Annotated in this window: 20 protein-coding genes and 1 other annotated feature; of the genes, 16 read left to right on the forward strand and 4 right to left on the reverse strand. The window is 39.6% G+C overall.

Translation table 11 applies throughout. The annotated features are described in order from the left end of the window. Window position 1 precedes the first annotated feature (1 nt). The 4 genes from MHH33_RS06105 to MHH33_RS06120 all read left to right on the forward strand — a co-directional run bounded on the left by MHH33_RS06105 (window position 2) and on the right by MHH33_RS06120 (window position 5308). Window positions 2-1342, forward strand: a complete 1341-nt coding sequence (locus MHH33_RS06105; RefSeq protein WP_016426565.1) for a GntP family permease — start codon at window positions 2-4, stop codon at window positions 1340-1342. 47 nt (window positions 1343-1389) lie between these two features. Next, window positions 1390-2157: a 3-hydroxybutyrate dehydrogenase gene (locus MHH33_RS06110; protein ID WP_036659257.1), complete on the forward strand. Its 768-nt coding sequence runs from the start codon at window positions 1390-1392 to the stop codon at window positions 2155-2157. 44 nt (window positions 2158-2201) lie between these two features. Next, window positions 2202-2421: a binding site (T-box leader), on the forward strand. Window positions 2422-2726: 305 nt separating this feature from the next. After that, window positions 2727-5141, forward strand: a complete 2415-nt coding sequence (gene leuS, locus MHH33_RS06115; RefSeq protein ID WP_342543217.1) for a leucine--tRNA ligase — start codon at window positions 2727-2729, stop codon at window positions 5139-5141. Beyond that, window positions 5141-5308: a hypothetical protein gene (locus MHH33_RS06120; protein ID WP_016426568.1), complete on the forward strand. Its 168-nt coding sequence runs from the start codon at window positions 5141-5143 to the stop codon at window positions 5306-5308. Before leuS ends, MHH33_RS06120 begins: the two co-directional genes overlap by 1 nt. A gap of 103 nt (window positions 5309-5411) precedes the next feature. On the opposite strand, the gene MHH33_RS06125 is transcribed toward MHH33_RS06120, so the two are convergent. Beyond that, window positions 5412-5783, reverse strand: a complete 372-nt coding sequence (locus MHH33_RS06125; RefSeq protein WP_016426569.1) for a VOC family protein — start codon at window positions 5781-5783, stop codon at window positions 5412-5414. A 168-nt stretch (window positions 5784-5951) separates the two neighbouring features. Here MHH33_RS06125 and MHH33_RS06130 point away from each other — a divergent pair, with 168 nt between their 5' ends. Further along, complete coding sequence (locus MHH33_RS06130) at window positions 5952-7049, forward strand: aminotransferase class I/II-fold pyridoxal phosphate-dependent enzyme (protein ID WP_016426570.1); 1098 nt, start codon at window positions 5952-5954, stop codon at window positions 7047-7049. 197 nt (window positions 7050-7246) lie between these two features. On the opposite strand, the gene MHH33_RS06135 is transcribed toward MHH33_RS06130, so the two are convergent. Then, a complete protein-coding gene (locus tag MHH33_RS06135; protein ID WP_342543218.1) occupies window positions 7247-8536 on the reverse strand; it encodes an NAD(P)/FAD-dependent oxidoreductase in 1290 nt (429 codons plus the stop codon). 111 nt (window positions 8537-8647) lie between these two features. Here MHH33_RS06135 and MHH33_RS06140 point away from each other — a divergent pair, with 111 nt between their 5' ends. Together MHH33_RS06140 and MHH33_RS06145 are read left to right on the forward strand one after the other, a co-directional pair. Continuing rightward, window positions 8648-10255: a polysaccharide biosynthesis protein gene (locus MHH33_RS06140; protein WP_342543219.1), complete on the forward strand. Its 1608-nt coding sequence runs from the start codon at window positions 8648-8650 to the stop codon at window positions 10253-10255. Between the two features lie 12 nt (window positions 10256-10267). After that, the gene (locus MHH33_RS06145) at window positions 10268-10981 is read left to right on the forward strand and encodes a pseudouridine synthase (protein ID WP_342543220.1); all 714 of its coding nucleotides are present in this window, start codon (window positions 10268-10270) and stop codon (window positions 10979-10981) included. Window positions 10982-11024: 43 nt separating this feature from the next. Here MHH33_RS06145 and MHH33_RS06150 read toward each other — a convergent pair whose 3' ends face one another. Beyond that, window positions 11025-11246, reverse strand: coding sequence for a DeoR family transcriptional regulator (locus MHH33_RS06150; RefSeq protein ID WP_016426574.1), 222 nt, complete (start codon window positions 11244-11246; stop codon window positions 11025-11027). Between the two features lie 352 nt (window positions 11247-11598). Between MHH33_RS06150 and pepV the strand changes: the two genes are divergently transcribed. The 8 genes from pepV to MHH33_RS06190 all read left to right on the forward strand — a co-directional run bounded on the left by pepV (window position 11599) and on the right by MHH33_RS06190 (window position 18411). Continuing rightward, on the forward strand, window positions 11599-12993 hold the full coding sequence (pepV, locus tag MHH33_RS06155; RefSeq protein ID WP_342543736.1) for a dipeptidase PepV: 1395 nt from the start codon (window positions 11599-11601) through the stop codon (window positions 12991-12993). 14 nt (window positions 12994-13007) lie between these two features. After that, a complete protein-coding gene (dat, locus tag MHH33_RS06160; protein ID WP_342543221.1) occupies window positions 13008-13859 on the forward strand; it encodes a D-amino-acid transaminase in 852 nt (283 codons plus the stop codon). A gap of 88 nt (window positions 13860-13947) precedes the next feature. Beyond that, window positions 13948-14487 (forward strand): RNA 2',3'-cyclic phosphodiesterase, encoded by a 540-nt coding sequence (thpR, locus tag MHH33_RS06165; protein WP_342543222.1) that lies wholly within the window; start codon window positions 13948-13950, stop codon window positions 14485-14487. A 4-nt stretch (window positions 14488-14491) separates the two neighbouring features. Continuing rightward, the gene (locus tag MHH33_RS06170; protein ID WP_342543223.1) at window positions 14492-15412 is read left to right on the forward strand and encodes a diacylglycerol kinase family protein; all 921 of its coding nucleotides are present in this window, start codon (window positions 14492-14494) and stop codon (window positions 15410-15412) included. Window positions 15413-15481: 69 nt separating this feature from the next. Next, entirely contained in the window at window positions 15482-16138 is a 657-nt protein-coding gene (gene trmB, locus MHH33_RS06175; protein WP_342543224.1) for a tRNA (guanosine(46)-N7)-methyltransferase TrmB, read from the forward strand. 83 nt (window positions 16139-16221) lie between these two features. Then, a complete protein-coding gene (locus MHH33_RS06180; RefSeq protein ID WP_342543225.1) occupies window positions 16222-17070 on the forward strand; it encodes an MBL fold metallo-hydrolase in 849 nt (282 codons plus the stop codon). Between the two features lie 252 nt (window positions 17071-17322). After that, window positions 17323-18264, forward strand: a complete 942-nt coding sequence (locus MHH33_RS06185; protein ID WP_342543226.1) for a hypothetical protein — start codon at window positions 17323-17325, stop codon at window positions 18262-18264. Between the two features lie 3 nt (window positions 18265-18267). After that, entirely contained in the window at window positions 18268-18411 is a 144-nt protein-coding gene (locus MHH33_RS06190; RefSeq protein WP_342543227.1) for a hypothetical protein, read from the forward strand. Between the two features lie 77 nt (window positions 18412-18488). On the opposite strand, the gene MHH33_RS06195 is transcribed toward MHH33_RS06190, so the two are convergent. Then, window positions 18489-18803, reverse strand: a complete 315-nt coding sequence (locus MHH33_RS06195) for a hypothetical protein (protein ID WP_016426582.1) — start codon at window positions 18801-18803, stop codon at window positions 18489-18491. 170 nt (window positions 18804-18973) lie between these two features. Here MHH33_RS06195 and MHH33_RS06200 point away from each other — a divergent pair, with 170 nt between their 5' ends. Then, a complete protein-coding gene (locus MHH33_RS06200) occupies window positions 18974-20047 on the forward strand; it encodes a M42 family metallopeptidase (protein WP_342543228.1) in 1074 nt (357 codons plus the stop codon). The last annotated feature ends 14 nt before the right edge of the window (window positions 20048-20061 follow it).

The following is a 20061-nucleotide window of genomic DNA, read 5'->3' on the forward strand; positions in this document are numbered from 1 at the left end:
AATGGATACTAGTATTGTATTAAGTATGATCGGCCTCCTTGGTGGACTAGCTTTACTCATTTTCTTAACATTAAAAGGTGTAAATATTCTTATTGGTGGTCCCATTTCTGCATTATTCGTTGCCGTCATGAGTGGTCTGCCATTATTTCCTCAGTTGGTTGAAGAAGGAGCAGCAAACTTTGTTACCAGTTATATGACAGGTTTTACATCATTCATTTTAGCTTGGTACCTAATGTTCTTACTTGGGGCTGTTTTTGGAAAAGTAATGGAAGACAGTGGTGCTGCAGATTCAGTTGCCAAATGGTTTGTAGCAAAATTAGGCATGAAGTTTGCCGTGCTTGCAATTGTACTTGCATGTGCAGCTTTAACTTACGGCGGTGTTAGTTTGTTCGTCGTAGCATTCTCTGTATATCCAATGGCTATCTCTTTATTTAAACAAGCAGATTTACCACGTCGTTTTATTCCGGCGACATTAGCTTTAGGATCTGTCACATTTACAATGACTTCTGCAGGTTCTCCAGAAATTCAAAACTGGATTCCAATTCCATATTTAAAGACAGATCAGTTTGCAGGTTGGGAAGTCAGTTTAATTGTAGCTGCTTTCATGGCAGTTTTCGGTTATTGGTGGTTGAAAAAACTTATCACGAAAGCAGTCAATAAAGGTGAACGTTTTGAAGATCGTGAAACGGATCCAACTTTTGATGTAAACCGTCCATTGCCAAATCCATTCCTATCTATGATTCCATTATTGGTTGTATTGGGTATTTCGTTCATTTTCCACAATGAATTAAAAACTTCCGCATTAATTGTTGCCTTGCTGGGTGGAATTATTGCAACGTTTATCGTTAGTTGGAAATACTTTAAATCACCTTGGGAAGCAGTTTCTGCAGGTACTGTAGGTGCTATTATCGCTATTGGTAACACGGCTGCGGTTGTAGGCTTCGGTGGAGTTGCAAAATCTGTGCCTGCATTTCAGGTAGCAGTTGATGCAATGACCAGCATTCCTGGTTCTCCTTTAATCGGAGCAGCTGTAGCGGTATCAGTAATTGCAGGTATGACTGGTTCAGCTTCTGGTGGGCAAGCTATAGCATTACCATTATTAGCACCAGGTTATATGGATGCTGGTGTTAACCCTGAAGCGTTACACCGTGTTGTGGCCATTTCATCTGGAGCGCTTGATTCATTGCCACACAATGGCTATGTAGTCACAACTATTCATTCCATTTGTGGTGAGAAATATAGCCAAGCATATTGGGCAGTAGCTGCAACTACAGTTGTTACACCAGCAATCGGTGTAGTAATTGCGATTATACTTTTCTCGTTTGGTTTTGGAATTAATTAAATGAACTCAGCCGCCTAGTGCGGCTGATTTTTTTGGAGGGAAATATGATGGTAAAAGATAAAGTGTTATTCATTACTGGTGCAGCACAAGGAATCGGTTTTCAAATAGCACAAGAGTTTGCACAAGCTGGCGCCAAAGTGGTGTTGACTGATTTGAATGAAGAAAAAGTAAAAGAAGCAGCGGCTTCACTTGGTTCAGGTGCAATCGGCTTAAAATGTGACGTAACTGTTGAAGAGGAAATTATCATTTCAATCGATGAAACCATCAGACAATTTGGCAAGCTTGATATTTTAATCAACAATGCTGGTATGCAACACGTTGCCATGTTGGAAGATTTCCCAACTGCACGTTTTGAATTGCTTATAAAAATCATGCTCACTGCTCCATTTATTGCCACGAAAAATGTATTGCCACATATGCGCAAACAAGGCTTCGGCCGTATTATCAATATGGCCTCAATCAACGGATTAGTAGGGTTTGCTGGTAAATCAGCCTATAACTCGGCCAAGCATGGCGTGATTGGATTGACGAAAGTTACAGCTCTTGAAACAGCAGTGGACGGCATTACCGTAAATGCAATTTGCCCAGGTTATGTGGACACGCCACTTGTGCGTAATCAGTTGCAAGATTTGGCTACAACTCGCAATGTGCCCCTTGAATCAGTGCTTGAAGAAGTTATTTATCCGTTGGTTCCACAAAAACGTTTACTGGATGTAAAAGAAATCGCGGATTTAGCAATGTTCTTATCCAGCGAATCGGCAAAAGGCATGACGGGACAGGCAGTTGTCCTGGACGGCGGATATACTGTTCAATAAATCTTGTGCTTTTTGAAAACTTCGATTACAATAAAAAACAATAGTGTAAGACTGTGAAAAGGATCAGTAAATAATGTTGTGTTTTGTAGAGAGCCGACGGTTGGTGCAAGTCGGTATCACAAATTATTGAACTCGCCTTGGAGTCTGCAGTGGTGAAGTAGTAGTAACCGGTGCCGTTTTCCGCGTTAAGGAAACAAGTTGAGCAATATTTGTTGCTAATTTGGGTGGTACCGCGGGAGTATGCGTATAACTCTCGTCCCTTAGTCTTTTTTGACTAATGGACGAGAGTTTTTTTTATTTTGGCTATGTTATATTTCTTTGTTGTTTTTTACTGGTAAGTGATATGGAGCAAAACAGCGAAGACTCCTTTGGGAAAGCGAGACAGTCGAGACCCCCCAGAAGCGAATATAGGAACGAAGGCTAGGAACGCCACCTCGTGTGGCAACGCCTTCGTGACCAACATCCTGTTGGCCTGAGGAGGCTCGACACTCGCCCAAGGAAAGCGTAGCTGTTTTGCGGAAAATCAACAGCATTGTTTAACAGAGCCTTTATTTTAAGGAGGAAAAGATATGAATTTTAAACATCAACAGATTGAAAAAAAATGGCAAACGTATTGGGATCAAAATAAAACATTTAAAACTGGGGAAGATTCTTCAAAACCGAAGTTTTATGCTTTGGATATGTTTCCTTTTCCGTCAGGTGCAGGACTGCATGTAGGTCATCCAGAAGGATATACGGCAACTGATATTTTGAGCCGATTCAAGCGTATGCAAGGTTACAATGTGTTACATCCAATGGGATGGGATGCTTTCGGTTTGCCTGCAGAGCAATATGCTCTTGATACAGGCAATGACCCTGCTGAATTTACGGCAAAAAACATTGCGACATTCAAACGTCAGATTCAGGAACTTGGATTCTCTTATGATTGGGAACGTGAAATCAATACAACGGATCCTTCTTATTACAAGTGGACGCAATGGATATTCCTTCAGCTACATAAAAAAGGATTGGCTTATGTGGATGAAGTGGCAGTGAACTGGTGCCCGGCACTTGGAACTGTGCTTGCAAACGAAGAAGTGATTGATGGGAAATCCGAACGCGGAGGGCATCCTGTTGAAAGACGTCCAATGAAGCAATGGATGCTGAAAATTACAGCATATGCCGATCGTTTAATCGAAGATTTGGATGAACTGGATTGGCCAGAAAGCATTAAAGATATGCAACGTAACTGGGTTGGCCGTTCAGAAGGAGCAGAACTGACATTCAAAGTGGATTGCACTGAGCACTCATTCCGTGCATTTACTACACGTCCGGATACAATCTTTGGCGCAACATATGCAGTACTGGCACCCGAGCATGCTTTGGTAAAAGATATTACCGTAGCCGAACAACGTGAAGCGGTAGAAAAATATATTGAATCTGTGAAGTTGAAAAGCGACCTTGAGCGTACAGATTTAGCAAAATCCAAAACAGGTGTGTTTACAGGTGCTTATGCACTTAATCCAGTAAATGGAGAAAAAATGCCGATTTGGATTGCTGACTATGTACTGGCTTCATATGGTACGGGCGCAATCATGGCTGTTCCTGCACATGACGAACGCGACTATGAATTTGCCAAACAGTTTGAACTTCCAATAGTTGAAGTCGTTGCAGGTGGAGACGTTTCAAAAGAACCGTATGCAGGAGAAGGCGAGCATGTAAACTCTGATTTCTTGAATGGTCTGGACAAAACGGAAGCAATTGAAAAAGCGATTGCTTGGTTTGAAGAAAAAGGAACTGGCGAAAAGAAAGTAACATATCGCCTACGTGATTGGTTATTCAGCCGTCAACGTTACTGGGGAGAGCCGATTCCTGTAATTCACTGGGAAGATGGTTCAATAACAGCTATTGATGAATCAGAACTTCCACTGATTTTACCGAAATCTAATGATATTAAACCAAGTGGAACAGGTGAATCACCACTTGCTAAAATAGACGAATGGGTAAATGTTGTTGATCAGAAAACGGGCATGAAAGGCCGTCGTGAGACGAATACAATGCCAAACTGGGCAGGTAGCTGCTGGTATTACCTGCGCTATATTGATCCAAACAATGATCAAGCCATCGCAGACCCAGAATTGATTAAACAATGGTTGCCTGTCGATATTTATATCGGTGGAGCTGAACATGCGGTTCTTCACTTACTTTACGCTCGTTTCTGGCATAAAGTGTTGTATGATATTGGCGTTGTGCCAACTAAAGAACCATTCCAAAAACTTTACAACCAAGGAATGATTTTGGGCGAAAATAACGAGAAAATGTCCAAATCAAAAGGGAATGTCGTGAATCCTGACGATATCGTGGAAAGCCACGGTGCAGACACTCTTCGTTTATACGAAATGTTCATGGGGCCATTGGACGCGTCCATTGCGTGGTCAGAAAATGGACTTGACGGTGCCCGTCGATTCCTAGATCGCATCTGGCGCTTGTTCGTAAATGAAGATGGTACAATCAGCGGTAAGATTGTTGAGTCAAATGATGGAACACTCGAAAAAGTGTATCATCAGACAGTGAAGAAAGTGACGGAAGACTACGAAGGAATCCGTTTCAACACAGCGATTTCGCAAATGATGGTCTTTATCAATGATGCTTACAAAGCACCACAAATTCCTGTTGAATATGTAAAAGGATTCGTTCAGCTACTTGCTCCTGTAGCACCACACGTGGCAGAAGAGCTTTGGGAAAAACTTGGAGGCAGCGAAACGATTTCTTACGTGGCTTGGCCGACATTCGATGAATCCAAACTAGTGGAAAACGAAATTGAAATGGCTATCCAATTCAATGGTAAGGTTCGCACGAAAATGGTCGTTAGTAAAGATTTCACTAAAGATGAGTTGGAAAAAGCGGTTTTACAAGACGAAAAAGTGATTGAAATTCTTGATGGAAAAGAAATCAAAAAAGTCATTGCCATTCCTGGTAAGCTTGTGAACATAGTGGTCGGCTAATGGAACCGATACATGTTGTCTTAATACTTGTCGTCATCGCATTTTCTTGGAAGATTTTCACGATTCTACGTCACCCGGAAATTTCTAAATCCAACAAAAGGATGGCACTCAGTGTATTTATCATTTCACTGATATCATTCGCCATTGCACTATATTTTGCAGGATAAGCGAAAACCCCAGTCATTTAAATGACTGGGGTTTATTTTTGTTGATTAGATGGTGAAGTTGCGATCGTTCCGAAAAAAGTAGTTGTCCCACATTATCTGTTCTTTATACGTGTTGATCCACGAGAATAGGATTACCGTCTGGATCTTCAATTGTAAAACTGGCTGGTCCAACGCTTGATGTATCTGCTTCAGTCAGTATTTTAATTCCTTTTGCTTTAAGCTGATTCTGCAGTTCTCGAATGTCCGTAAACGTATCAAGATTCTCGGCATTTTGATTCCATCCTGGATTAAAAGTCAGAATGTTCTTTTCGAACATTTCTTGGAACAGCCCTATTACGCAACCTTGGTTCTTCATAATAAGCCAATTTTGAGTAATGTCCCCACCGAAGACTTCAAACCCTAAATCTTCGTAAAATGATTTTGATTTATTAATGTCTTTTACACTTAAACTTACAGAAAATGCTCCTAGTTTCATATTACTTCCTCCTATAGTTTTGAATATTCATGCTTTATATAAGTTCAGTATAGATGTGTCATTTGGAATACACAACATTCATCTTAAGTGAAGTGGACAGCTCCTCATACATTCCATGCTCAAGTGCTATACTAAATAGATACGTAGAAAGAATGGGAGGATAAAACAATGAGCCAAACTAATCTTCTAATGGATTCTTTTAAACAAACTAAATATCAAATTGATGGACACGGTACAAGAAATATTCAAATATTGAAAGAGGCATTCGACTCTTTCGATGGCCAGACAGTGAGCGATATGTACGGAAGAGGTGAAATAATTGAAGCTTTTCAAGCCAAGATGGCAGCGTATTTAGGTAAAGAAACAGCTGTCTTCTTTCCAAGTGGCACAATGGCCCAGCAAATCGCATTGCGTATCTGGTGCGACAAAAAAGGCCAGAGAAAAGTGGCTTATCATCCATTAAGCCATCTGGAAATTCATGAGCATGATGGCTTGAAGGAATTGCACCACATCGAAACGGTGTTGTTGGCGGACAAGAACAGGGTAATTGAACTGAATGATGTGCTAACTATGGACGAGGAAATAGCTTGTCTATTGCTGGAATTGCCTCAGCGTGAAATAGGAGGTCAATTACCGACGTATGAAACACTCGAAAAAATATCCAGTCATTGTCGTGAGAAAGGAATCATGTTGCATTTAGATGGGGCACGACTTCTTGAAATACTTCCTTATTATCAAAAAACTGCAACTGAGATCTGTAGTTTATTTGATAGCGTATATATCTCCGTTTATAAAGGGATAGGTGGAATTGCGGGGGCTATTCTGGCCGGTGATCAAGACTTTGCGCAAGAATCAAAGATTTGGAAACGACGTCATGGGGGAGATTTAATCAGTCTGTACCCATATATCATCAGTGCCGATCATTATTTTGATCAAAGATCAGAGAAAATGGGGCAATATTATGAGGATGCAAAGGAACTTGCCGGACTTTTCAACTCATGTCATGGAGTGGAAACATTACCATTGAAGCCTGTTTCTAATATGTTCCACGTCTATTTTGGTGGCGCAAAGGAAACCATGGAACATTTGTTGGCAGAAATACACATTGAAACAGGTATTGGTTTAACCAGGTATTTAAGAGAAACATCAGATGAAAGATGTAATTTTGAATTGAGCATTGGTGACTTGTATGAGAGTGTACCAAAAAGTGAATTAAAGCACGCATTTCAACTGCTGGATAAGAAGATGCGAGAGATTACGCAATAATGTTATGGAAAGGGGGAAGTGACAAAATCACTTGCCTCTTTCCTTTTTTGATTCTTATATCTTACTAGGGTTTAGAACCGTACGTTTGCGCTGGCCGCATGTTCCGCATGAGCCAACAAAAATAAGTGAGAAGTAATTAAAAAACGGAGCAAAGTGACTGGATCACTTCGCTCCGTTTTTCGTTAGTTGTGGAATGATTATTTATATTCAACCGGTACGTATGGAATCGTTTTTGCGTATTGCGCAGCGCTCATGCCAGCAATTTTCCCGGTAACGAGAGCAGAGGTAATGTTATACCCGCCAGTATAGCCGTGAATATCCAAAATTTCACCGCAGAAATACAGACCAGGCTTTTTCTTGGAAGCCATCGTCTTCGGTTCAATTTCTTTTACTGAAACACCGCCACCGGTAACGAACGCTTTTTCGATAGGTTGAGTGCCATTTACTTTCATCGTAAATGATTTCAACAAGCTGGCCAAAGCTCGAACTTTTTCATTGGACAGGTTAGCACCGATTTCATTCGATTCGATGCCAGCTCGATTTAATAAAAACAACAGCCAACGTTCAGGCGCAACGCCTTTCCAAACATTTTTCACTGATTTCTTGGCATCTTCTTTCATCAACTTGACCAGCATCTGGAAAGCTGACTCCGCATTTTCTTGCGGCAAGGAATCGATAACCATATCAACAGGGGATTCCCCGTTTTTCATGCGTTCTTTGACGACAAATTGACTGCAACGTAAAATAGCGGGACCGCTTAAACCGAAATGTGTAAATAACATGTCCATTTGATGGGTAATCAACACTTTTCCTTTTTTATTCAAGACAGAGACCGCTACATCACGAAGTGCGAGTCCTTGCAATTCTTTTGAGCGAATGAATTTTTCATCAGACAACAACGGTACTTCAGTTGGGTATAAGGTGGTGACTGTATGTCCTGCACGCTGTGCCCATGGGTAACCGTCGCCAGTCGACCCTGTTTGAGGGACAGCTTTTCCTCCGACAGCAAGTACAACGGCTTTACTTAAGATTTCTTGTCCACTTTTCAGACGGACGCCAAGAATTTTATCTTCGTTCATCAAAAGTTTCGCAACGGGTCTTTCGAATAGTACTTCTACACGCAACTTTTCCAATTGGCGTACTAAAGTATCGACAACATCCTGAGCCCTATTGGAAACAGGGAACATGCGCCCATGATCTTCTTCTTTCAGCTCAACACCAAGACCTTCAAAGAAAGTAATGATGTCTTCATTATTGAAAACCGAGAAAGGACTATACAGGAACCGTCCATTACCGGGTATGTGCTTCACAATTTCTTCCTGGGATAATCGGTTCGTAACGTTGCAACGTCCACCGCCAGATATCGCTAATTTTTTTCCAAGTTTCGTTCCTTTTTCAAGAAGTAATACTTTCTTGCCAATTTCACCAGCAGCAATGGCTGCCATTAATCCAGAGGGACCGCCTCCGACAATTATTACATCATACATGGGATAAACACACTTTCTTCTTTTTTCTTTATTATAAACCATTTGTGGTTTTCATGTTCGAGGGGTAAAATATCCTGTAGGTTTTAAAATTTAGAGGTCAGGAAGTTAAACATGTCAAATAATTTATATAAAGGTACGGCCATTCTGACGATTGGTCTATTCCTCTCGAAAATATTAGGGGTTATTTATATCATCCCATTTTACTCGATGGTTGGAGAAGAGAATATTGGGCTGTACCAATATGCATATATTCCATACAATCTTATGCTAGCAGTAGCGATTTCCGGTGCGCCTTTGGCTTTTTCAAAGTTTGTTTCCAAATATAATTCTTTAGGGGATTATGAAACAGGCAGAAGATTATTAAAATCCGGTTTAATGGCGATGCTGGTCACAGGATTCCTATCGTTTTTGTTTTTATATTTCTTTGCGGAACCACTTGCAAGGGTTACCATCGCTGAGAATGAGAAAATATATACGGTTGGAGACGTGACGGATGCCATTCAATGGGTTAGTTTTGCATTGATTGCTGTTCCTTTTATGAGCTTGCTTCGAGGATTCTTCCAAGGGTATAGTTTCATGATGCCAACAGCATCTTCTCAATTGATTGAACAAATCGTACGGATTATCTTTTTACTTGGGGGCACTTTCCTGGTCTTGAATGTTTTTGGTGGAACACCAAAAGAAGCCATTCAAGTAGCTGTACTATCCGCATTTGTCGGTGCACTTGGCGGTATAGTCGTGCTGTATTATTATTGGCGGAAAAAGAAACCGGAATATGACAATTTACTTGAAAAATCTACAGCTTCTTACGATGTGAATTTAAAAGATATGTATAAAGAAATTTTGGTTTATGCAATTCCGGTAGTATTTTTGGGAGTTGCTAATCCACTGTTCCAATTTGTGGATCTATTAACATTCAATCGTGCAATGAGTGATGCAGGACATTCCTTGAAAACCGATTATTTGGGTATTCTGAATCTCACGGCACATAAATTGGTTATGATTCCTGTCATGCTTGCGACCGGATTCTCCATGGCATTGATACCTTTGGTAACTAAATATTTCACGACCAATGAGCATAAGCAATTGTCACGAACGCTTGATCAGACATTCCAAATCCTATATTTCCTTACGATGCCTGCTGTGATTGGAATGACGGTTCTGGCTCCTGAACTCTATCACTTATTCTATGAACAAAGTGCAGTAGGCTCAGATATTCTGGCGCATTACTTGCCTGTTGCCATTCTATTCAGTCTGTTCCCTGTAACTGCTGCCATTTTACAAGGTATCAATCAACAGAGATGGATCATTCTCAACTTGTTGGTTGGATTATTAATTAAATTGGCGTTGAACATTCCGTTAATCAGCTTGTGGGAAACGAACGGGGCTATTGCAGCGACAATTATTGGATACAGTGTTGCAATCTTTATGAACTTTGCTGTATTGGTGGTAACGCAAAACTACCGTTCCATTTTATTGGTAAGAAGAATCGTACTTATTACCGGGATAAACGTAGCGATGTTTATTGCCGCTGTCATCACTCGCATGGTGCTAATTCAGATCATGCCTGCCGAATCTAAATTCGGGGCTATGTTGATTATCTTAATTGTAGGTGCAATTGGTGCACTAGTTTATGGAGCCATTGCCCTTCGTTTGGGAATTGCGCAGAAATTATTTGGTGAACGATTAACGAAATATACGAAGAAATTTGGTTTTTAAGGTGGTTCTTTTATGAGGTTAGATAAATTACTTTCAAATATGGGCTATGGTTCCAGAAAAGAAGTAAAGCTTTTGCTTAAATCAAAAGCAGTTGAAGTAAACGGCGTTTCTGCGAAGGATGTCTCCATGCACGTCGATACGGAAAAAGATTCGATCGTTGTTTATGGGGAAGAAGTTATTTATACAGAGTTTATTTATTTAATGATGAACAAACCCCCTGGTGTCATTTCTGCCACGGAAGATAAAAAAGATGAAACCGTCATTGATTTACTTGATCCAGTGGCGCAACATTTTAAACCTTTTCCGGTAGGACGCTTGGATAAAGACACGGAAGGTCTGTTGATTCTGACGAATGACGGCCATCTATCCCATCAGCTTTTATCGCCGAAAAAACATGTGCCGAAATTATATTTCGCCACTATTGATGGGCGAGTAACAGATGATGATGTGAAGAAGTTTAAAGAAGGTGTCACGCTTGATGATGGGTATTTCACAAAACCTGGTGAATTGACTATCTTGTCAAGTGGTGAAGTGTCTGAAATCGAGTTGACGATTATGGAGGGGAAATTTCATCAAGTAAAACGAATGTTTGAATCCGTAGGTAAAAAAGTGACGTATCTAAAACGGATGCGTATGGGTTCTCTTCAATTGGATGAAACTCTCGAGCTCGGCGATTATCGTCCATTAACAGAAGCTGAATTAGAAGCATTACAACAGAAAGAATGACCGAGATTTTCTCGGTCATTCTTTTTTACCTTGATTAAGTAGTCTAAGATGTCATTTTTACGCGTTTGTTCGTCGTTGTCCATCTGCCTCGACTTGGACTGCTGACCAAGTCATTAAAGGCTAACACATTCAAATCTCTTTGAACGGTGCGAGGAGTGATGCCGAATTCATCGACTAAGTCTTGTGTCGTAACAATCCCATGATCTCGGATAAACATGTACACATCTTTAATACGATTGAGCATCCGATCAGTAGTTGGTTTCAATGTAGAACCACTCCTTCATCTTATGTTCTCTTGGCAAAAGACTAGCGGACGATATTATGAGTCTTAAAGTAGACTCCACTATATTGAATAGAGTGCCGTAAACAGCCCCTTTTCTATTAGTTCGTCAGACTACTGTTATCTGACAATTCGATTATATAGTAAAAAGCTCAATAATTCTAGTATTATATCTAAAATTTACAGTGTCTTTACAATATTGACATATAAAAACGAACGATTTTTGCATAAAAGTACTATAATGTTCGTATAAAAAGAAAGTGGAATTGCCCCCTATGATTTTTCGAAGAAAAGTGTAGAATAGCTTTAAGAAAGTGGCAGGAGGAATTCAAACGTGATTAATTGGATGGAAGAAGCACACAAAAGACAGGATGAACTATTAGCAGAATTACAACAACTGATACAAATTCCCAGTGTTCTGGATGAAACACAATCGTCAACAGATCACCCGTTTGGACCCGAGCCGCTAAAGGCGCTAGAGTGGATGCTTCAAAAAGGTCAGCAAGCGGGAATGCAAGTGAAAAATGTCGATCAAATGGCTGGGCACATTGAAATGGGAGAAGGAGAAGAACTTCTTGGTATTTTAGGACATGTTGATGTGGTGCCAGCAGGCAAAGGTTGGACTTATCCTCCGTTTGAAGGTCATATTGAAAATGACCGTTTGTATGGAAGAGGTGCCATTGACGATAAAGGCCCAACAATGGCTGCTTGGATGGCTATGAAAATGGTGAAAGAAGCTGGAATACCGTTAAATAAACGGGTGCGATTAATTATCGGAACAGACGAGGAAAGTGGATTCCGATGCGTAAAACGTTATTTTGAAAAAGAAGAAATGCCGCATATTGGGTTTGCTCCTGATGCCGATTTCCCAATTATCAACGCAGAAAAAGGCATTTCTACTTTAAGATTCACTACGGCCAAGGTAGAGCAGGAAGAGCAGTTGCAATCATTCCAAGCAGGGACACGTACAAACATGGTTCCTGATTTGGCAACAGCTGTTGTATATGGTGAACTAGATACAATTGAACAGGAATTTGAACAGTTCACACAGCAACATCAACTGCAAGGTTCTATTGAAAGAAAAGATCAGACCATTCAACTGTCATTGGAAGGGAAATCAGCGCATGCCATGGAACCAAATGATGGAATAAATGCGGGTGTGTATCTGGCTGAGTTCCTGAAAGATGTTGTGACAACTGCTGGATCGAAGACTTTTGTTGAATTTGTTTCCACATCATTCTTTAAAGATTCTAGAGGAAATGCTTTCGGTTTGAACTACAATGATGAAATGTCAGGAGATACAACCTTGAATGCAGGTATCATTTCTTTTGATCCTGCTAAAGGCGGAACGGTGGATGTCAGCTTACGATACTCCGTGACCTATGATTTTGAGAAACAATTGCCACAGTGCCAGACGATAATGAGTGACAAAGGAATCGCCGTCGATGTTACATCAAATTCAAAACCACATTATATAGAAGAATCGGATGAGCTTATTCAAAGTTTATCCCGTGTATATGAACGTCAGACGGGTGAAAAGGCAACATTGCTATCCATTGGCGGCGGTACTTATGCGCGTGTCCTTAAAAAAGGTGTAGCGTTCGGAATGTTATTCCCGGGTGAGAAAGATGTAGCCCACCAAGTGGATGAATTTGTTGATATTCCAAATCTAATCAAAGCAGTTGCCATTTATGCAGATGCAATTTGTGAACTGGCTTCAAATCAATCGTAGAAAGAAGGATTTATATGAATTGGGTATTGTGGAATGATCGATTAGTAAAAGACGAAGAAATACATTTATCTAAAGAAGACCGTGGTTACCAGTTTGGCGACGGCATTTACGAAGTCATCCGAGTATATAATGGCAATATGTTTACGGCGAAAGAACATATTGATCGCTTTTACGAAAGTGCCGATAAAATTAAATTAGTCATTCCATATACAAAAGATGTATTCCATAAAATGATGTACGATTTAATCGAGGCCAACGAAGTGACAACTGGGCAGGTATATGTTCAAATTACGCGCGGCGGAAGTCCAAGACAACATAATTTTCCTACCGAAGCTGTTGAACCGGTTCTAACGGCATACACGAAGTTAGTGGAACGTCCCGTTTCCCAAATGGCGAACGGGGTAGCTGCCAAATCGGTTGAAGATGTACGCTGGTTGCGTTGTGATATTAAGAGCTTGAATTTACTAGGGAATATCATGGCAAAACAAGAAGCTTATGAAAATGGATGTTTTGAAGCACTTTTACATAGAGGAGATACAATCACGGAAGGTTCTTCTTCGAATATGTATGGGATTAAAAACGGCGTTCTTTATACACATCCAGCGACCAACTTAATACTAAATGGCATCACACGTCGCGTCATTCTGGCTTGTTGTGAAGAGATCGGTTTACCAGTAGTCGAAGAACCGATGTCTCTATCAACTGTTTATTCAAATGATGAATTCTTCATGTCTTCGACAACTTCGGAAATCATGCCAATTGTCGTCATCGATGGAGTAAAAGTCGGTTCAGGTTTACCTGGAGTTTGGACGAAAAAATTACAAGCCGCATTTGAAGCTAAAATTGAGCAAGCTGTGCATGCATAAGTTAAATGCCTCTCCACTAAGTGGAGGGGTATTTTTTTTAACCTTATTCCTGTAAACTGAGTTTTATAAAAAGGGTGGTGTATATGAGATGCAACATTATTTTATCGGGGTAAAACTACCAAGTGAACTGTCTCAACAACTGGTCGATACACGGAATGATTGGCAGTTGGAAAACACACACAAAAGATTGTCTGCTGCAGAGGATTTGCATATTACGTTGGTTTATTTAGGTGCCGTGGAAAGCGAAAAATTGGAGACATTGATGCTAGAGCTGGATGACAATGAATCCTTTGCATCCATGAAACTTACAATTAGTGGAGTGTCCACATTTGGAAATCCCACTACGCCACGTGTAATCTATGCAGCGATCGAAGAACATCCGAAATTGAGCGAGTTGCAAAGTACAATTCTTGAAAAATGCCTGGATCTTTCATTGCCTGTGGATAGCAAGAAGTTTGTTCCGCATATCACTTTAGCGAAAAAATGGAGTGGACAGCAAGAGGGATTTTCAAAAGAAATGCATATAGCAACAAGTACGTTCAAAGTGAATCAATTTTCTGTATACTCCATCAATCCTGGAGTCACGCCTTCTTATCAAGCAATACATACCATTTACTTAAAGGACTAATTTGATGAAAACAACCATTATTGTCAATCCCACAGCAGCAAACGGAAAGTCGTTGAAACGCTGGGAGCAATTCAAGAATAAATTAAATTTTACATACGATCTCCAAATGACAACCAGTCCAAAACACGCCACTACATTAGCGAGAAAATGTGCTGAAACGGGTGAGCCCCAACTGATTATTGCATTTGGAGGAGACGGTACTGCCCATGAAGTAATTGAAGGGATTCTCGATTGTTCTAATTGTATCGCAGGAGTCATCGGAGCCGGATCAGGCAATGATTTTGGACGCGGATTTCTGTCCTTTCAAAACGCGCACGAAGTCAATCAATATGTGCAGTCACAAGGTTTGGCAACTGAAATGGACATCGGTGTAATGCATCATCAGAATAGAAGTTACTATTTTGTTAACAATGCAGGCATTGGTTTTGACGCTTACATTGCATACCAAGTAAACAAATCACCAGTGAAAAAAATATTGAATAAATTCAGTCTTGGCAAACTTGCTTATACATTCTTTCTCATTAAGACATTGGTGACATTTCAACACTTCGATTTAAACGTAGAAACGCCTAGTTACAGTCGATCATTCAAAAAAGTATGGTTTGTGACTGTAAGTAACCAGCCCTACTATGGAGGAGGCATGAAAATCTCTCCCCAATCCAATCCAGCTGATGGTCAAATTGAATTAACGATTGTTCATCATTTGTCCCGTATTAAACTGTTGCTCGTTTTTGTCTCTGTATATTTTGGGAAGCATACATCGTTTAAAGAAGTACATCAAATGTCAGCTAAATCGTTTGCTTTAACAACTAATGATTATATGTATCGACACACAGATGGGGAGTTTGCGAGCAAGACGGTGCCACAAGTAGCGGACAAATTTACAGTTCTTCCCAAGCGGTGGAAAATAACGAAATTGACATGAACTTGACGATAGCGGGAACTTGGATGATAATGTATAGTCGAAAAGCACGTATGAAAGTAGGAATAGATTATGAGATTACGCAATAAACCGTGGGCAGAAGATTTTATCGCTGCACACCCACATATCGTGATACCAAATCCGGAAGACCATAAAGGCAAATGGAAAGAAGTCTTTCAAAATGACAATCCATTGCATATTGAAGTAGGCACTGGAAAAGGTCAATTTGTGACAGGTATGGCGAAAGCCAATCCACATATTAATTATATGGGCATCGAATTATATGACAGTGTGATTGTATCTGCTTTAGAAAATGCGCTGGAAGCGGGAACATTGCCAAACTTGAAACTGTTAAAAGTGAATGGGGCACACTTGGCGAAATTCTTTGAAAAGAATGATGTTAGTCGCGTTTATTTAAACTTCTCGGATCCTTGGCCAAAAGTTAGACACGAGAAAAGAAGATTATCTCACGAAAACTTCTTGAAGTTATACGAGTCAATTCTGATTGATAATGGTGAAGTTCATTTTAAAACCGATAATCGTGGACTTTTTGAATTCTCGTTAATGAGCATGTCAGCATATGGCATGTTGTTAAAATATGTTTCACTGGATTTACATGCAAACATGCCAGAAGACAATATCATGACGGAATACGAAGAAAAGTTTTCTGCAAAAGGACAACCCATCTATCGCCTAGAATCTCAATTTATCACGAAGAAGGCTGAATAAAGTTATAACATACTCGCCACGCAATCAAGAGATTGTCGTGGCGTTTTTTGATACACTGAAAACAGTACAAAGGAGGGTTCCATATGGATCAATATATATTTCACAAAATGACTTTATCATGGTTAAACGGAGGCTCGACAAACTTAGATGGGGGTTCCATGTTTGGGGTGGTACCCAAAATGGTATGGTCAAAAAAATACCCTGCCAACGAATCAAACCAAATTGCCATGAGTACCGACCCAATTCTGATTCAAGTAGATGGGAAAAACTTATTGATTGATACCGGTGTTGGGTTTAATAAAATGGACGAGCGACAATTACGCAATAATGGGGTAAAAGCACAGTCACAACTCGAGGATTCATTGGCTATGTTAGGGCTCTTAACTGATGATATTCATTACGTTCTCATGACACATATGCATGCCGATCATGCTTCTGGTCTGACAAGAAGAGAAAATGATCAACTTGTTTCTACTTTCCCGAATGCGAAAATTCACTTATCTGCTATTGAATGGAACGAAGTGCGTAACCCAAACATCCGTTCAAGGAATACATATTGGAAAGAAAATTGGGAAGCAATCCAAGGCCAGGTTGAAACATTCGAAGGAGAGCTTGAAGTACTTCCAGGAGTCCGAATGGTTCATACAGGGGGACACAGTGAAGGGCATAGCATCATCAAGCTCGAACAAAATGGCGAAACGATCATCCACATGGCGGATATCATGCCAACACATGCCCATCAAAATCCATTGTGGGTACTGGCTTTTGACGACTACCCAATGACTTCCGTTTTTGCCAAAGAAAAAATAATGAAAGAAGCGTTAGCAAACGGTCATTCATTTATCTTCTATCATGATGCTTACTACAGATTGATCAAGTGGGATAAAACAGGAAAAGAAATCATCGAGAAATTAGAACGGACAAATAATTAATACCTTTTAATTTCTGAACTTTTATAAATGCTTTTATTCTTGGGTTTTCGGATAACTTCAGAGGCTGTACCATTGCCTATTAAATGAACAAGGGGGGAGATGTGGGATCGTCACATCTCCCCCTTGTCAATGCAAGGAATTCTTTCGCTAGAATGATATCGGAGGGGATTTTGACTTATTGAGTAGTTCAAGGATAGTGTGGAATAATTGTCTAAAACAGTTTAAGACTTGCAGTGTTAAAGGGGAATGACCATGTTTCAAATGAATATCATCAAAAAACTTAAAACATCATTCGAAATAAAAATGTCCAATGATCAAGGATTATTATGTCATACGATGGGAGGTAAGACGATAGTATTTGATACTAAATCATGGGAAAAGGTTGCTGAACTAACCAAACCAAAACATCCTGGTGATTTAGTGTTTTCAAGAAATAATGATTATTTATACATCAAAAACGCTCTCGGTACTCTTTGTGTTTATGATACGACTACGTTTCAGTTAGTCAAAAACATCCAATCAAATAAATCATTGAAAATGACAGAGGGGAGATTTGCAATAACTAAAGACCCCTTCAAAATTATAGATATGGTTAAGACTAAAAACGGGAACCAACTTGCTTCAATTAACTTGGATAATGCTGATTCCAAAGTAATTACTACCTACGAAGACACTATTACTAGATTTACATACCATCAGTATATTCCATCTGAAGATTATCATCTATTTACCCTCGAATATGATAATAAAGCTGAGGACATACGTGAATATAAATTATTAAAAATTAAAGAGTCAACTCATGAGATTTCTCTATTAAGTCATCCCAATAGATTATATTGGAAGTACGTTATCTATGATCCAATCCATGATGTATATATAGTAATGCAAGAGAATTATAAACTTATTGTTGTGGATTCAACCTTTAAAAAAGTATTGAGGGAAAAGACTTTATACACTGAAATAAAGGGAAGAAGACCCGGTATGTATGTCACTTATTTTCATCAGTCTTCTACTGGTAAATATATTGTAGTTACTTATGATGAAATGATTCTAATTTTACGTTACGAAGACTTAGAAGTCTTAATGACTGAAACTATACAGTATGCTTGTTTTGCGGAATTTAGTGATGATAATCAATATTTATTAATTGGTACTTGGAAAAATGGATATGTATTAGAAAACAATTTGCAGTAGAAAGTGATTTTAATCGAGGAGATTTTCATAGGTGTTTGCAGCCGTTTATCCATTCCGTGTGAATGGCCAATCAGAATCGATTATGCAAACGGACCGATTTATGTTGGCGACCACGATTTGTATGAAGAAGTAGAGAAAGAAGATTGATGAAAAGACTCCATATTAAACTCCTTGCAATTTTTATTATAAAAAAAGCGATCCCGCAAAATGGGATCGCTTTTGTCTTATATTTTGATTAATTCAACGACAGTACCTGTACGTGCATCTGCGAAAAATTCGAATTGCTCGATTTCCCCTTCATGCACGCGTGAAATGCCACCTCTGTAAACATCAGTCGAGATCGCTTGACGTTTGAAAGGTTCTGTCTTCATATAAATCCACGAACCATCAATAGGTCCTTCAGCTTTAAATGATTGTTTGATGCCATGCAAAACAAGTTCGGCCGGTTTCGTTGGGTCAATTCGATGGGCAGCTTCGCGAATTAAAAATCCTGCCGCGATACCCGTGGAAAATCCAAGAAGTAAATCTCTCGTTCTCATTAAATAACCTCCTAATAAAACCATTTTTTTCAGTGTATCATAATTGAGTCCGCCAAACAGTGTGTAAATCACTCATGCGAATAATTCGATTGTCGAAAGAAAAAAGATGGAAATGTTCTGATAAATCGACTACAATATGAAAGACTGTAAGTACTTAGGGGGATAAGACATTGAACTCAGAAACACTTCAATTATTTAAAACATTAACTGAACTTCCAGCAGCTCCAGGCAATGAACATGCCATGAGAAAGTTTATGAGAAGCGAACTTGAAAAATACTCTGATGAAATTGTCCAAGACCATTTAGGTGGCATCTTTGGATTGAAAAAAGGGGATGACCAAGGTCCTCGTATCATGGTTGCAGGACATATGGATGAAGTCGGCTTTATGGTGACGCAAATCACAAAAAACGGAATGTTACGATTCCAGCCATTAGGTGGATGGTGGAGCCAGGTTTTACTTGCACAGCGTGTCGAAATTATTACAGATAATGGACCAGTTGTAGGAGTCATCGGTTCGATTCCCCCACATTTATTAAGTGATGCTGTACGCAACAAACCAATGGATATTAAAAATATGCTCATTGATATTGGTGCGGATGATTTGGAAGATGCCAAAAAAATTGGTATCCGACCTGGTCAGCAAATTGTCCCGGTCTGTGCATTTACGCCAATGGCAAATAATAAAAAAATATTAGCGAAAGCATGGGATAACCGATATGGTTGTGGCCTTGCGATTGAATTGCTAAAAGAATTGAAAGATGAAAAATTACCAAACACACTTTATTCAGGTGCCAATGTAATGGAAGAAGTGGGTTTAAGAGGAGCACAAACAGCTGCAAGCTTAATCAAACCTGATTTGTTCTTCGCTTTGGATGCGAGTCCTGCAAATGATATGTCTGGTTCTAAATCAGAATTCGGTCAACTTGGTAAAGGAACATTGCTCCGTATTTTTGACCGCTCCATGATTACACATCGTGGAATGCGTGAATTTGTATTGGATACTGCTGAAACACACAATATTCCATATCAATATTTCATATCTCAAGGTGGAACTGATGCTGGACGCGTACACATGTCAAATGAAGGCGTACCGAGTGCAGTTGTAGGGATTTGTTCACGATACATTCATACATCGGGTTCAATTATTCACACGGACGATTATGCAGCGGCAAAAGAATTAATTGTGAAATTAGTCCGTTCTGCTGACAAAACAACACTCGATACCATTCGACAAAATGTATAGTAAACCAAAATAAT

This window comes from Paenisporosarcina sp. FSL H8-0542 (assembly GCF_038632915.1).
GTDB lineage: Bacteria > Bacillota > Bacilli > Bacillales_A > Planococcaceae > Paenisporosarcina.